The sequence below is a fragment of the Pseudomonas sp. ATCC 43928 genome, assembly GCF_005938665.2.
Taxonomy (GTDB): domain Bacteria; phylum Pseudomonadota; class Gammaproteobacteria; order Pseudomonadales; family Pseudomonadaceae; genus Aquipseudomonas.
Window position 1 is genome coordinate 1,168,946 of sequence record NZ_CP041753.1, and the last position, 15,309, is coordinate 1,184,254.

Annotated in this window: 8 protein-coding genes, 1 tRNA gene and 3 pseudogenes; 5 read left to right on the top strand and 7 right to left on the bottom strand. The window is 60.4% G+C overall.

Annotated elements, in window-relative coordinates:
- Positions 1–89: 89 nt before the first annotated feature.
- The gene (locus tag FFH90_RS05245) at positions 90–1,508 is read right to left on the bottom strand and encodes a short-chain fatty acid transporter (RefSeq protein ID WP_138866783.1); all 1,419 of its coding nucleotides are present in this window, start codon (positions 1,506–1,508) and stop codon (positions 90–92) included.
- 196 nt (positions 1,509–1,704) lie between these two features.
- Here FFH90_RS05245 and FFH90_RS05250 point away from each other — a divergent pair.
- The 3 pseudogenes from FFH90_RS05250 to FFH90_RS30605 all read left to right on the top strand — a co-directional run.
- Positions 1,705–2,441 (top strand): annotated as a pseudogene (locus FFH90_RS05250) (MFS transporter).
- Between the two features lie 208 nt (positions 2,442–2,649).
- Positions 2,650–3,336: pseudogene (locus tag FFH90_RS30600) on the top strand (PAS domain-containing protein); the annotation flags it as partial.
- A 105-nt stretch (positions 3,337–3,441) separates the two neighbouring features.
- Positions 3,442–3,876, top strand: a pseudogene (locus tag FFH90_RS30605) (methyl-accepting chemotaxis protein); the annotation flags it as partial.
- 75 nt (positions 3,877–3,951) lie between these two features.
- Here FFH90_RS30605 and ggt read toward each other — a convergent pair.
- The 3 genes from ggt to FFH90_RS05270 form a co-directional block, all read right to left on the bottom strand.
- Positions 3,952–5,796 (bottom strand): gamma-glutamyltransferase, encoded by a 1,845-nt coding sequence (gene ggt, locus FFH90_RS05260; RefSeq protein WP_138866785.1) that lies wholly within the window; start codon positions 5,794–5,796, stop codon positions 3,952–3,954.
- Positions 5,797–5,934: 138 nt separating this feature from the next.
- Positions 5,935–6,011: transfer RNA gene (locus FFH90_RS05265), tRNA-Met, on the bottom strand.
- Positions 6,012–6,127: 116 nt separating this feature from the next.
- Positions 6,128–8,185 (bottom strand): methyl-accepting chemotaxis protein, encoded by a 2,058-nt coding sequence (locus FFH90_RS05270; RefSeq protein WP_138866786.1) that lies wholly within the window; start codon positions 8,183–8,185, stop codon positions 6,128–6,130.
- Between the two features lie 320 nt (positions 8,186–8,505).
- On the opposite strand from FFH90_RS05270, the gene FFH90_RS05275 reads away from it, so the two are divergent.
- Entirely contained in the window at positions 8,506–9,723 is a 1,218-nt protein-coding gene (locus FFH90_RS05275) for an MFS transporter (RefSeq protein ID WP_064616169.1), read from the top strand.
- A 98-nt stretch (positions 9,724–9,821) separates the two neighbouring features.
- Here FFH90_RS05275 and FFH90_RS05280 read toward each other — a convergent pair whose 3' ends face one another.
- The 3 genes from FFH90_RS05280 to FFH90_RS05290 all read right to left on the bottom strand — a co-directional run bounded on the left by FFH90_RS05280 (position 9,822) and on the right by FFH90_RS05290 (position 14,085).
- A complete protein-coding gene (locus tag FFH90_RS05280; protein WP_372240861.1) occupies positions 9,822–11,159 on the bottom strand; it encodes an OprD family outer membrane porin in 1,338 nt (445 codons plus the stop codon).
- A 132-nt stretch (positions 11,160–11,291) separates the two neighbouring features.
- The gene (locus FFH90_RS05285) at positions 11,292–12,707 is read right to left on the bottom strand and encodes an amidase (RefSeq protein ID WP_138866787.1); all 1,416 of its coding nucleotides are present in this window, start codon (positions 12,705–12,707) and stop codon (positions 11,292–11,294) included.
- Positions 12,708–12,771: 64 nt separating this feature from the next.
- Entirely contained in the window at positions 12,772–14,085 is a 1,314-nt protein-coding gene (locus FFH90_RS05290) for an MFS transporter (protein ID WP_138866788.1), read from the bottom strand.
- 246 nt (positions 14,086–14,331) lie between these two features.
- Here FFH90_RS05290 and FFH90_RS05295 point away from each other — a divergent pair, with 246 nt between their 5' ends.
- Entirely contained in the window at positions 14,332–15,261 is a 930-nt protein-coding gene (locus FFH90_RS05295) for an asparagine synthetase A (RefSeq protein WP_018929550.1), read from the top strand.
- The last annotated feature ends 48 nt before the right edge of the window (positions 15,262–15,309 follow it).

The following is a 15,309-nucleotide window of genomic DNA, read 5'->3' on the forward strand; positions in this document are numbered from 1 at the left end:
CAGAGGGGTTACGTTTGTGAAAACAATGAGTCGCCAGTGTGGAAGCAGCCCGCTTCCACACTGGATTGGTGGTGGATTGAAGGTCGGCGTCAAGGCATCACCGGCGCCATATACGTAAGCGTCGTCCCTAGCGCCCACAGCAGAAACAGCACCAGTGGCGTGTGCACCAGCAACTGCACGAACGAAAACCCGATCAGATCCCGGGCCTTCAACCCGAGCACGCCCAGTAGCGGCAGCATGTAGAACGGGTTGATCAGGTTCGGCAGCGCTTCGGCGGCGTTGTAGATCTGCACGGCCCAGCCCAGGTGGTAGTTCAGGTCATTGGCCACTTGCATGACGTATGGCGCTTCAATGATCCATTTGCCGCCACCGGAAGGGATGAAAAAGCCGAGGATGGCCGAGTACACGCCCATCAGCAGGGCATAGGTGTCGTGGGACGCGATTTGTACGAAAAAGGTCGAGATGTGGTGGGCCAATGATTGTCCGTCGGTGCCCTTGACCACCGTCATCAGGGCAGCGATCGAGCCGTACAGCGGGAACTGGATCAGCACACCGGTGGTGGTCGGCACCGCACGGGCCACCGCATCGAGGAAGCTGCGCGGGCGCCAGTGCAGCAGCGCGCCGAGCATCAGGAACAGGAAGTTGTAGGTGTTCAGTCCGGAAATCGCGCTGATCGCCGGTTTGGTCGCAAACTCATGGAACAGCCATCCGGCCGCCAGCAATGCCAGCAGAATCGTCAGCAGCGGGCTGTATTCCAGCCATTCACCAGGGCGGGTACGCGGTGCTGGCGCCGGCAGACTGAAACCCGGATCGATACCGCAGGCTTTGGCGTCACGGGCTGTCGCGGGGCTGGGCGCGGTGGCGTAGGCAACGATTAGCGAGACCACGGTCAGTGCCAGCAACAGCACACCCGACTGCCAGAGAAAGATCGTTTGAGTGAAGGGAATGACGCCCGTGATCGACAGAATCGATGGCGGCAAACTGGCGGGGTTGGCTTGCAATTGTGCCGCGGACGACGACAGACCCAAGGCCCAGACCGCGCCCAGACCAAGATAGGCGGCGGCACCGGCGGCTCGGTAATCCATTTTCAGATCGGTACGGCGGGCGAGGGCACGTACCAGCAGCCCGCCGAATACCAGTGACAGCCCCCAGTTCAGCAACGACGCGACCATGGAAATCAGCGCCACCCAGGCCACGGCGGAACGGCCGTTTTTCGGGACGCGTGCCAGGCGGTCGATCAGTTTCACCGCCGGTGGCGAACTGGCGACCACGTAACCGCCGATCACCACGAATGCCATCTGCATGGTGAACGGAATCAGGCTCCAGAAACCGTCACCGAAGGCCATGGCGGCGTCGGTGGGTTTGGCGTCCATGGCCATGGTCGCCACAGCGACGATGATCACTGCCAGCGCGGCGAATACCCAGGAGTCGGGAAACCAGCGTTCGGCAAAGTTTGAACAATGCAGGGCAAAGCGCGCATAGCGGCTCTCTTCGATATCAGCGGCCACGGGAGTACCTCGTTTTTATGTTTATTGTGGGGTTCAGGGCGCAATGGCCCATCCGGTCGGTGCCAACAGTAAATCAATCGGCCCGTTGCGGGGACGCTGTTTGGGGCGTTTGGGACTATGGTCTAACGGGTTGTCCACAAGCGCATTTGCGTAGACCGTGGGCGCCTTGGTTTTTTGCCTGCCAGAGTTCTTTTACATGACTGCCAACATCAATGCGCGCCCGGCGCCCTTCACTCGCTCGGACTACAAGACCCTGGGGCTTGCAGCCTTGGGCGGTGCGCTGGAAATCTACGACTTCATTATTTTCGTATTCTTCGCGCTGACCCTCAGCCAGCTGTTCTTCCCGCCGGAAATGCCCGAGTGGCTGCGTCTGCTGCAAAGCTTCGGGATCTTCGTCACGGGCTACCTCGCGCGTCCGTTGGGCGGGATCCTGATGGCGCATTTCGCTGACCGGTTGGGACGCAAGAAGGTGTTCAGCCTGAGCATATGCCCTCGGTTTCCTGCAGGCGGGGCTGACCTTCGGTTACCTGATCGGCGCCTTGACGGCGACTTTTCTGGCTCAGGCGTTCACCCCGGCGCAAATCCTCGATTACGCCTGGCGTTACCCGTTTCTGCTGGGCGGTGTGTTTGGCGTGATCGGTGTCTGGCTGCGCCGCTGGCTCAGCGAAACCCCGGTGTTCATGGCGATGCAGGCCCGGCGCGAGGCCGCTGTCGAGCTGCCGCTGCGCACGGTGGATTTCCTTCACCTACAACATTGCCTACGCCGCCTGGGCGAGTGTCACACCGCTGCTGTTGATCGGTCTGATGCCATGGAGTCCGTGGATTTGTGTGATCTTCTGCGCGGTGATGGGGGCCGTGGGCATCAGCAGCGCGGTGTATTTCGGTGCGCGAATGCCGCGAGTCGGGGGCTGTTCGGTGGCTGGCGCGGCATGAGGCTGTTTGTGCCGCGACTATTTTTGTAGGACAACCCTGCAACACTCTTCAGAAAATACCTGCAAAGCCGATGGCTAGGCTGTAAGCCGCTTTTTATCTCTGTCCATCGGTGCTTCCCATGTTCAATAAACGCTTGAAGCAGGAGCTGTCGGCTCTTCGCGAAGAACTCTCCAGCCTTCTGCAAGTCAAGGAGAGTCTGGAAAGCGAGATGCTGGTCCTGACTCTTGACTCCGATGGGCGAATTCAATCGGTCAACCAAAACTTCGTCAGTGAGATGCTCTACAAAAGCAATGATCTGATCGGCCGGCACATCGAAGACCTTGTTCCGGTCCATGTGAAATCGGATGAATTCCATAACCGTTTCAAGGCCGCGCTGACCCGTGGCGAGCACTTTGCCGGCGCGGTCCGTTTGCTACGCGGCAACGGTGCCGAAGCCTGGTTGCGTTCGATCATGCAGCCGGTGCGCTCCTCGGACGGCCGTATCAAGAACTTCTCGATTTACTCCAGCGACCTGACCCGTACCATCGAGGCGTCCCGTGAGCATGAAAACCTGATTGGCGCGCTGGTGCGTTCGACGGCAGTGATCGAGTTCGACCTCAATGGCAACGTGCTGATGGCCAACGAGCGTTTCCTCAGTGGCATGGGTTACAGTCTGGCGCAGATCCAGGGTAAACATCACCGCATCTTCTGTGAGCCAGAGGAATACAACAGCGCTGAGTATCAGAACTTCTGGCGCCGTCTGAACGCTGGCGAGTTCGTCGCTGATCGTTTCAAGCGTGTCGATAGCCACGGTCGCTTGGTCTGGCTGGAGGCTTCCTACAACCCGGTGGTCGATGCCAACAACAAACTCTACAAAGTGGTGAAGTTCGCCACGGTGATTACCGATCAGGTCAATCAGGAGCAGGCTGTCGCCGAGGCGGCCAACATTGCCTACGGCACTTCTCAGCAAACCGACCAGAGTGCACAGCGCGGAACTGCCGTGGTGACCCAAGCTGTAGACGTGATGCGTGACCTGGCCAAACACATGCAAACCGCTGGCGAAGGTATCGAAGCACTGAACGAGCAATCGCTGGTGATCGGCACCATCGTCAAAACCATCAGCGGCATCGCCGAGCAGACCAACCTGCTGGCGCTCAACGCGGCCATCGAAGCGGCTCGTGCCGGTGAACAGGGACGTGGGTTTGCCGTGGTGGCGGACGAAGTCCGGCAATTAGCCTCGCGCACCAGTCAGGCGACCGATGAAATTGTCGGCGTCGTGCGTCAGAACCAGGACATGGCGCGCAACGCCGTGGCGCTCATGACTGACGGCAAACTGCAGGCTGAACAAGGCCTGGCGCTGGCGGCGGAGGCGGGCACGGTGATCGTCGAGATCCAGGACGGTGCGCAGAAAGTGGTGAACGCAGTCGGGCAGTTTGCCAACCAATTATCGACTTGATGCTATCTATCCGGCGCGGGTAGTCCTCAAAAAGGCCTACCTCCCGGTAAGCCTTTCCTCATTCCTGCGTAAGACTCAATCCCCCAACGCTTCCCCCTCACGCCGTGGATCGGCCCCGCCGGCCAACGCGGCTTTCCCCTGCGCATCCTTGACTCGAACAATCGCCTGAGTCCCGCTAGTCATGTCGATCTCGCCCACGCTGTGCCCTTTGTCCTTCAGTGCCTGAATCAGTGCCGGGCTGAACTGACCCTGTTCCAGTTCGGTCGGGCCGTTGCGGCTGCCGAAATTGGGCAGGTTGATGGCGGCCTGTGGGTCGAGGTTCCAGTCGAGCAGGCCAATGGTGGATTTGGCCACGTACTCGATGATCTGCGAGCCGCCGGGCGAGCCGACGGTGGCCAGGAACTCGCCGCTCTGGCGGTCGAAGATCAGCGTTGGTGCCATGGACGAGCGCGGGCGTTTGCCGGGTTCGACGCGGTTGGCGACTTTTTGCCCTTGCTCTTCGGGGATGAACGAAAAGTCGGTCATCTGGTTGTTGAGCAGAAAACCCTGGACCATCAAGTGTGAGCCGAATGCCGCTTCCACGGTGGTGGTCATGGACACGGCATCGCCCTCGTCATCGACTGCCACCACCTGCGAGGTGGAGATGCGCAGCGGCGAGCGGTCCGGCGCGTAGGCGACCTGAATGCCCGGCGGGGTGCCGGGTTTGGCCTGGCCCATGCTGCGATCACCTATCAAGGCGGCGCGGCTGGCCAGGTAAGTCGGGTCGACCAGCCCTTTGACCGGTACGGGTACGAAGTCGGTGTCGGCAACGTACTGCGCACGATCGGCATAAGCCAGGCGCTCGGCTTCGGCGATCAGGTGTACGGCTTCAGGGGCTGGCTCTATGCCCGCCGGTTTGTTGGTCTTGACCGGTTTGAGTGGTGCCAGGGCAAAGCGTGGGTCGCGGGTTTCCAGGGCCTGCAAGGTGCCGAGGATTTGCGCCACGGCGATCCCGCCCGACGACGGTGGCGGCATGCCGCAGACCTGCCAGCGTTTGTAGTCGGTGCAAAGCGGCGCGCGTTCCTTGGCCTTGTAGCCCTGGAGATCGCTCAGCGACAGGCTGCCGGGGTTGGTATGGCCCTGAACCTTGGCGACGATCTCTTTTGCGATGGTTCCTGTGTACAGCGCGTCGGGACCTTCCTTGGCGATGCGCTTGAATACCGCGGCGAGTGCCGGGTTTTTCAGCTGTGTACCGACGGCTTTCGGGCTGCTATCGGCATTCAGAAAGTAGGCGGCCATGTCCGGTGAGCGCTGGATAAACGCGTCGGCCGCGATCAACTGATGCAGCCGTGGCGAGATGGCGAAACCTTGCTCGGCGAGTTTGATCGCGGGCTCGAACAACCTCGCCCACGGCAGCCGACCGTGCTTTTGATGGGCCAGCTCCAACGCCCGCAACACACCCGGCGTACCCACCGAGCGCCCGCCGATCTGCGCCTGAGTGAAAGGCATCGGTTTGCCGTCGGCTTGCAGGAACAGTTTCTCGGTGGCGCCAGCCGGTGCGGTTTCGCGACCGTCGTAGGTGCGCACGGCCTTGCCATCCCACAGCACGATCAACGCGCCACCGCCGATGCCCGACGATTGCGGTTCGACCAGCGTCAACACCGCTTGCATGGCAATGGCCGCATCAATCGCCGAGCCACCCTCGCGTAGCATCTCCCGTCCGGCTTCGGCCGCCAACGGGTTGGCGGCTGCGGCCATGTGTCTGGAGGCGTGCCGCGTCTGCAGGTCGGTGCGATAACCAGAGGTGATTTCCGGCGCGGCCGGCAAGGTCGAGACCGAAGGCGAAGAGGGCGGGGCGTTACACGCGGCGAGGGTTAAAGCGGTGGCGATCAGCGAAAAGGCTGACAGGCGATAGCGGTTCAAGTGGAAGGCTGAGAACACGCGAGGCACTCCGTCCATGGGATAAAAGGTCCAGGGACTTTATCGGCCGAAGGAGTGCTACGCAAATCAGGGTTCGCCCGCCACTTTTCTCGAGGCATAAAAAAACGGCCTACCTTTCGGTAAGCCGTTTTTAGTACTTGGTGGCTACACAGGGACTTGAACCCCGGACCCCAGCATTATGAATGCTATGCTCTAACCAACTGAGCTATGTAGCCAAGTGGCGCGCATTATTCACCTGGAACGACGATGCGTCAAGCGTAAATCTAAAATATTTCTCCACACTTTCAACCGCTTATCCCGCTGACCCGAAAAAACGGGTCAGGGGAGGGCATCAACCGAGCTGAAATCTCCCGGTATTCGCACTCAAGGCCTTGCTACCCTGGCTCAAGGTGTCCGCGGCGAGGTTCACCGCCCGCGCGCCTTCGAGCAAGCGTACCGCCGCCTGATCGACTTGCTGGATGTTGCCGCTGACTTCATCAGCGGTACTCGCTTGCTCTTCAACGGCGGTGGCGATTTGCGCCAGGGTGTCTGTGACGCTTTGCACCGCGCTGGCGATTTCCCCCAGGCGTTCGCCGAGACCGGTGACGGCTTGCGCATCCGATTGCGCCTGGCCGCAGGCGGCTTCCATCAGGCTTACCGCTTCGTTCACGGTGCTGCGCAGGCTGTCGACGGTGCCGGCGATCTGCGCGGTGGAGGACTGGGTGCGTTGCGACAGGCTGCGCACTTCATCGGCCACCACCGCAAAGCCGCGACCTTGCTCGCCAGCCCGTGCGGCCTCGATGGCGGCGTTGAGGGCCAGCAGGTTGGTCTGCTCGGCCACGCCGCGAATGGTATCGACCACCAATTGAATCTGCTGCCCTTGCTCGCTGACCCGACCCAGTGCCGCCGCCGTGTCATTCAACCGCTGATTGAGTTGCTGAATACTCGCTGTCGTACGCTGGCTGTCACGGCTGCTATCGGCGGCGATGCGCTGAGTGTGCTGAGCGCTGCCAGACGCCTGTTCGCAACTCTGGGCGACCCCTTGGGAGGTCGCGGCCAGTTGCGTGGCCGCTGCGGCGATCTGGCTGATCTGCAACTGCTGGGCTTCGACCTCGCCAAGAGCACCGCTGGAGTGATCGTTGAGGGTGCGCACCGCGTTGCTTAACTGCAGGGTTTCGTGATCGACCCCCAGCAAACTGTTGCGCAGTTGTACCACCGCGACGTTAAGCGAGGTGCTGATCGCCGCCAGTTCGTCGCGGCCCTGTACCGGCACTTGCAGGCTCAGGTTGCCGTCGCGCAGTGCTTCGGCCAGCAGTGTGATGCCGCTGGCGCTGCGACGGATCGAGGCCTGTAGACAGATGAACAGGTACAGCGCGGCCAGCAGCAGGCAGCCAAAAATTGTCGCCACCAGAATGAACTGGCGGATGGCCGAACCGTGGTAATAATCCAGCCGTTGATCCAGAGAAACCAACGATTGCTGGCGCAGCGAGGCAAGGTTACCGAGGACGGCGTCGAGACTGCGTTCGAAGTCTTCGGGCTTGAGGTTGATGCTGCCACCGAAGACGCCGTCGTCCAGCACTTTCAAACCGGCATCCAGCTGCTTGAGGCTGTCATGGTACTGCCCGGCCCAGGTTTGCAGGGCGCTGGGCAAGCGGGCTTCCAGCAGGCTACCAGTTTTCACCAGCTGTTCCCGAGCATCGCCGATGCGGCTGCGCAAGTCGCGCAATTGCAGGCGGCTTTGCAGAGTGAACTGCCCGGACACCACCGAAGCTTGACCAACCGCGGCGAGGCGACCGACCCGTTCGATCAGGTCCGGTGCGTGTTGAGTGGAGATCTGCGTCAGCAGATAAGTTTCCAGCCATGGCGCGAGGGTCAGGCGATTGTCCATGGCGATTTGTTCGCGCAAGGCTTGCAGGGCGCTCAAGGCATTGGTGAAGCGATCATAGCCGTCCGGCCACCATCCAACGCTGCTCAGGCTTTTCGAATCCAGGCCAGTGAGGGCGCTTTGCAAGGCTTGATAGCGGGTGAGGGTCTCGCCCTCGGCGCCTTCGGTTTTCAGGGCATTGCCCAAGTCTGTGATCGCTTGGGCCACCGCCGGCTGAACCGTGTCGAACGCTGCCATCGCCGCGATAGTTGCAGGTGTCGGCTGGCGATTGGTTTCGGTGGCGCGCCAGCGCGCGGCGCGGTCACGCTGGGCGGCGAGCAAGTTGTCGAGCGCATCCAGGGCAATCAATTGCCGGACCCCGGCGCGTTCGCCGGCGATCAGGCTCAACTTGTCACGATAGTCCTGGCCGATCATCCACAAGCTGCCTGCCAGCGGCAGGATAAACAGCAGAAACAGCAGCTGAAATTTGCGCGCGAAGCCGAAACGCCCCAGCAGCCCGATCCCCGGTGATAAAAAAGCCTGCATGCCCCATGACTCCTCTGGACACCACGCACCATTGGCGTGCGTCGAGGCCATGGCGACCGCGACTGATGTCCTTCTAAAAGGCCTCGAAAGTTCACCTTGGTCCGCTCTGTAGGCCGACTCTGTAGCGAAACTTCCCATTCTCGGTCCCCTTTGTAAGGGGCCGCGTTGAAGCGGATAAGCAAGGCAAGATTCAGACCATGGCTTTGCGCTATCACCTTTTTTGAGGTCGTTAGCAAGCTAAGGGGATGGCGCGACTGCACCGAAAAATGGCACATTGACCGACCTGCCTGTGCGCACCCATCCGCAGTACGGAAACTCTCATGGCCATCAGCAACGCTCAGTCCGCCGCGACATCGACGCCCGCTCCTTCACAAAGCAGTCCGCTGGTCATGCGCATCATCGGCGCGGTGGCGCTGGCGCACTTGATCAACGATCTGATTCAGGCGGTGCTGCCCTCGATCTATCCGATGCTCAAGGCCAACTATGGCTTGACCTTCACCCAAGTCGGCCTGATTACCCTGACCTTTCAATTGACGGCCTCGTTGTTGCAGCCGTGGGTGGGTTATCACACGGATCGCCATCCCAAGCCCTGGCTGTTGCCGGCCGGCACTGTCTGCACATTGATCGGCATTCTGATGATGTCGGTGGTCGGCAGCTTTCCGATGATTCTGCTGGCGGCGGGGTTGATCGGTATCGGCTCGTCGACCTTTCACCCGGAAGCTTCTCGCGTCGCGCGACTGGCCTCGGGTGGGCGCTTCGGGTTGGCACAGTCGACGTTTCAGGTCGGCGGTAATGCGGGCTCGGCCTTCGGGCCGTTGCTGGCGGCGGCGATCATCATTCCCTATGGTCAGGGCAATGTGGCCTGGTTCGGCGTGTTCGCACTGTTTGCGTTGTTCGTGCTGTACCGGATCAGCCGCTGGTACGCCAATCACTTGAACCTGTTCAAACTCAAACAAGGTCAGGCAGCGACGCACGGTTTATCAAAAGGCCGGGTGATCAGTGCGTTGGTGGTACTGGGGTTGCTGGTGTTCTCCAAGTATTTCTACATGGCCAGTCTCACCAGTTACTTCACGTTCTACCTGATCGAGAAATTTGACCTGTCGGTGGCCAGTTCGCAGCTGCATCTGTTCCTGTTTCTCGGTGCGGTAGCGGCGGGGACCTTCTTCGGCGGGCCGATCGGTGACAGGATCGGGCGCAAGGCAGTGATCTGGTTCTCGATCCTCGGTGTGGCGCCGTTCACGCTGCTGCTGCCCCATGTGGACCTGTTCTGGACCAGTGTGTTGAGCGTGGTGATCGGTTTCATTCTGGCCTCGGCGTTCTCGGCCATTGTGGTGTATGCGCAAGAACTGGTGCCGGGGAATGTCGGGATGATTGCCGGAGTGTTCTTCGGCCTCATGTTCGGTTTCGGTGGGATTGGTGCGGCGTTGCTCGGGCATTTGGCGGATATTCGCGGCATCGAGTATGTGTACTTCCTGTGTTCGTTCTTGCCGCTGTTTGGGGTGTTGGCGATCTTTCTGCCAAGAACCAAAAAAGTCTGAACCAACATCCCTCCACTGTGGGGACCGGCGAGCTCGCTAAGCTTCCACAGTGTTTCGCAAGTGGGGCCGATGATTCTGTTCGGCCCAAAAAGCCCGCCTCAAAAAATCCACATCGGCAGATTCGCCACCAGGCGGACCTCGTCGTAGCTACCGTCGATCTGCCCGCCCGTGGCCCGATGGTTGTAGACAATGGTGCGAAACACCGCGTTTTTCAGTGCTCCGGATTGCACCACGTACGCCACCATTAAACCGTTTTCATCGTGTTTGGCATTGTCCAGACCCCGCACGTTGTAACCGGTATTGCGCCCGTTACGGTCGCCGCTGTAATGGGTGCCGTCGATGTCCCAGCCTTTTGCGTGCCACAGACTGGTCGTCAGGCCCGGTACCCCTAAAGACGCCAGATCCAGGTCGTAGCGCAGTTGCCAGGACTTCTCGTTCGGGCCGTTGTAGTCCGAGTACAACGAGTTGGCCATGTAATTGCCCGTGGACTCCCAGACGTAATCGAAATACTCGTCGCCAAACACCTGCTGCCAGGCCAGAGTCAGGCTGTGGGCCCGGTGCGATGCGGTGAACGCCAGGCTGAAGGCGTCATTGTCGATGTAGCCCAGGCGCTGCTCGCCCTGATCCTCGGTGTGGTAGTAATTCAGTGCAGTCTTGAGCGCAATCTCGCGCCGATCCCCGATCAACTGGGTCAATCCCAGATAGGTCTGCTGCCACATGTCCTCGAAGCGTGAGGTGTAGAGGCTGACGTCCAGACCGTAAGGGGTTTTGGCCATTCCTCCGAGGTAGGAAATACGCGACCCCGAATACGCCCGGTTACCGAAGGTGGTGGTGAGTTTTTCGCTGCCGGTACCGGTACGTGGAATCGCCCGTTCGAAGCTGCCGGCCTGCAATGACAGCCAATCGAGTTCGTTGCTGAACAGGCCTACGCCCTGAAAGCTCGAGGGCAGGGCGCGATTGTCCTTGTAACGCAGAATCGGGTTGTCGGTGAGCAAGCGACCGGCCTTGATTTCTGTGCTGGAAAAACGCAGCCGCAGATCACCGACACCCAAACGGCTCCAGGTCGGTAGCGCATCGCCATCGCTGTCCACCAGCACCCGATCGCCACCATTGGCGACACGCCCATGTCCGCGCTCCAGGTTGATGGCGCTGAACAATGAAGCGTCCAGCCCGAAGCCGACCGCCCCTTGGGTATATCCGGAGCTGTAGTTGAGCATCGCGGTTTGCACCCAGGTTTCACGGATGCGGGTCCGCTCCAGGCCATCTTCTTTCTTGATCCCCAGGTAGGTAGAACGTCGGGTGTGTTGGTTGGCATAGTAATGGCGCAAGTTCAGCCCCAAATGGCTGCCGTCGACAAAACCCGGGGCCTGGGCTTGAGTGGTCGGCGTTTCATCCGCAGTTACAATCAAAGGGCTGCCGACGGCAATGCCGGCCATCAGAAGTACACGAAAATCCATTTCGATCAGTCTCTAGACAAAAAAACAGGCACACGCTGCTAATGCCTGTCAGTTAAGAAATTTGAGCAACGAAAATCCTGTGGGAGCGTGCGGTGCGGCGATCCCACAGGGCTATAAAATACTTTGGCGAGACGGCGGGCTGGGCCAGTGGCGAATCGTGCCGCGCCAGTTTTCATAGGTCTTGCCGAGCCGAAGCAACCACTGGTCTGCGAAGCGCGGAGCGATCATCTGCAGGCCGATCGGCATGCCTTGGTCGGTAAAGCCGCAGTTGATTGACAGGGCTGGCTGCTCGCCCATGTTCCACGGCACAGTGAAGACGATGTGCTCGAACGGCAGGCGCGGGTCATTGGTGGGCGAGGCCCATTCAGCCGCAAAGGCACTGACCTGGTTGGTCGGCGACAACACCAGGTCGACATTATGAAAGACCTCGGCTGCCCGGCGCCGGATTTCGAACGTCTGGTTGAACCCCTCAACCGCCTGCACGGCGCTCAGGTTCTCGGCCGCTGCCGCCCAGTCGCGAATGTAGGGCAAGACCTGATCGAACCGTTCGGGGCTCAGGGCCTGCAACTGACTCCACTGTCGCGCCTGCCAGAATTGATCCAGGCCCTGGAGCACGGCGCGGTCCATCAGTGGCTTGATCTGACGTACCTGGGCGCCCCTGCTTTCGAATAGGCGAGCCGCTTCCCGAACCGCCGAGCACACCTGTTCGTCTGGTTGAATGCCACAGCCGGGATCGAGCATCAGACCGATTTTCAGCCCTTGGACCGACAACTGTCCCAGGGCCCAATCGCCTTGTTCCGGTAGCAGGCTGGTGGCATCCCGAGCATCGGGGCGGGACAGGTAGCGCATCATCAGCGCACAGTCATCCATGCTGCGGGTCATGGGGCCGGCACAACGGCCGGTGTAATAGGGGTCGATGGGGATGCGCCCGAGTGTCGGCTTGAATCCCACCAGGGCGCACCAGGCTGCGGGCAAACGGACCGACCCACCGATGTCGGTGCCGACATGCAGCGGCCCATAGCCGGCCGCTGCTGCCGCCGCCGCGCCGGCACTGGAGCCTCCGGGATTGTTCGCCAGGTTCCAGGGATTGCGTGTCACGCCGTGGAAACTCGACAGCCCCGACGACAACATCCCGTAGTCCGGAACCGTTGTCTTGCCCAGGACTATCGCTCCGGCCTCACGCATCCGCGCCGCCGGTGGTGCGTCGGCTGTGGCCGGGATCAGCTCGGTCGCGGCGCAGCCCAGGGGAATGCAGTCGCCTTGCGTCGCTATCAACTCCTTGAGTGTCACGGGTAAACCATCGAGCAGACCACGGGGTTGGCCCCGGCTCCAGCGCTCGCTGGCGGCAGCCGCCTGTTCCCGGACCCGTTGCGGGTCAAAGGCGTACAAGGCATTAAGATGGGGTTCCCAGCGCTCGATGTGGGCCAGCAAATGGTCGTAGTATTCCAGCGGTGACAGTTCCTTGCTGGCGAACAACACCAACAGTTGCACCGCCGATAGATCATGCAAATCGTTGACGCAGCTCATGCCAATTGCCGTCCTTTGGTATTCAGGGGCAAGCGCCGCGACCGGCGGCGCGAAAAGGTCAGGCTCAGGCGCCTGGAACCACCGAAACGTCAGCCACCGACGAGGAGCGAAAGCCGAAGAACAACGCCATGAGTGCCCCGACGGCCCCCATGACCACGCAATAGCCTACGCAGACCCAAGGGCTCCACGGCATCAGTCCGATCAGCAGAAGCGGTGTGGTACTGGCCCAGAGTGCATAGGCAATATTGTAGGTAAAGGAGATACCGGACACCCGGATCCGGGTCGGAAACAACCCCACCATTACCGAGGGCACCGCACCCACTACGCCGCAGGTCAGGCCGGCCAGCGCATAGGCCACGCTGATCCAGTAGCCGCCACTGATCAGGCTGGCGTAAAGCACCGCGGTCCCCACCGGCAGCAGCAGGCTATAAACCAGCACCGTGCGCCAGGCGCCGATCCGGTCCACCAGTAATCCAGCCAGTACACAGCCGATATTCAGGAACACAATGCCCAGGCTGCTCAGCGCGAACGTATGGCTGGCGCTCATGCCGAAGCTTTTCTGCATGACTGTCGGGGTGATCACCACCAGCACCACCACCGCCGATGTCAACACACAGGTCAAAAGCATCGCCGGCAGGATGGATTTGCGGTGATCGCGCAATACTGTCCGTAATGGAAACTCCGCATCCAACTCACGTCGCGCCTGCAAGGCCATGAACACCGGGGTTTCACTCAGCCAGCGCCGCAGCCAGACCCCGATCACCCCGAATACACCACCCAGCAGGAAGGGGAGGCGCCAGGCGAAGTCGAGTATCTCGGCGGGGCTATAGAGCCGCGCCAGGAGGGTTGCGGTCAGTGCCCCCAGCAGATAGCCAAATGTTAATCCGGCCTGCAGCACACCCAGGGCATAGCCACGACGCCTGACCGGGGCATGCTCGGCCACGAACACCCAGGCGCTAGGCACTTCGCCGCCCACAGCGGCGCCTTGCAGCACCCGCAACAGAAGCAGCGTCAAGGGCGCCCAGTAACCGATCTGTTCGTAGGTCGGCATGATTCCGATCAACAGGCAGGGCAAAGCCATCATCAGGATGCTCAGGCTGAACACCCGCTTGCGCCCCACCCGGTCTGCGAAATGCGCCATCAGGATGCCGCCCAGCGGACGGGCCAGATAGCCGGTGACGAAAATTCCGAAACTTTGCAGCAAGCGCAGCCACTCAGGCATCTCTGGCGGAAAGAACAACTGGCTGAGGGTCAGGGCGAAGAACACAAAGATGATGAAGTCGTAGATTTCCAGCGCACCACCCAGCGCCGCCAGGCCCAGGGTCTTGTAGTCAGACCGGGAAAAGCGACCGGGTTGTGGATCAATGTGGGCCGTCATAAAGGGACTCTAAACAGGAACTCATGAAAACTCGCGACTGAAACAGCATTCGAAACCACGCCCTTGAACAGGCAGTGTCGTTCGAATGAAGCCATCAGGTACATAGCCGGTAATGGTCCATCCAATTATCGGGCGGGACAACCAGACAATGCATCTGGGTTGCTTTTTAGGGCAAATCTGTACATTGAGTTTTTGCGTGTTTAACCAATAATCGGGCACTTCCTAACCCTGGATATTGAGCGCAACATGGAAGAAATTCAGCGTAATTTCGACGATTTTAATCACCCGGACGTTGAAGCGATCGCGATTATCCGCGGTCGCGTGTTGCAGGCATTGCAACAATATTTGCTGGAGCGCGACTTCAAGCAGCTGATGCCCATTCTCATGTCGCCCATCACTGACCCCTTGAACCATGCGGTCTACCCCGCTGAACTCCAGTACGAAACGCGGCGCCTGAAACTGACCGCCAGCATGATCTTCCATAAACAGCTGGCATTGACCGCCAGAGGTCATGACAAGATCTTTATCGTGGCGCCGAACATTCGTCTGGAAAAAGCCGAGATCAAGGATTCGGAGAACCACTTGCTGGAATTCTCCCAGTTCGACTTCGAAATACGTGGCGGCAACATGCACCAGGTCATGGCGCTGATCGAAGGCTTGATCAAGCACACCTTCGCCGAGGTCAGGCAACACTGCTCGGCCCAGCTGGCCCACCTCAATCGCCAGCTGCCGCACTACGAGACGCACTTTCCGATATACAGCTCGGACGAGTTGCGCGCCGAGTATGGCGACGACTTCGAGAAGATCATGTCGGCCAAGGCCCACACGCCGTTCTTCGTCACCAACTACCGCCGGGAATTCTATGATCGCGAAACACCCGGCAAGCGCGGCCAGTACAACAACTACGACCTGATCTATCCCGACAGCTATGGCGAAGCCCTGTCGGGTGCCGAACGAGAGTTCGAGTACGAACAGATCATCTACCGCATGGAAGAGTTGTCGATGGACCTTGCGCCCTTCGCCAATTACCTCCAAGTCGCCAAGCGCGGCCTGCTTCATCCGAGCGCCGGCGGCGGGCTGGGGATCGAGCGACTGCTGAAGTTTATCTGCGGCAAACGTCGCATCCGCGATGTTGCGCTGTTCGACCGCACCGTCGGTACCAGCTTCCTGTTCTGACCCACCGTCACTTTTGCGCTGCCCCGCTTTCAGGCGGCGGCAGGCGCT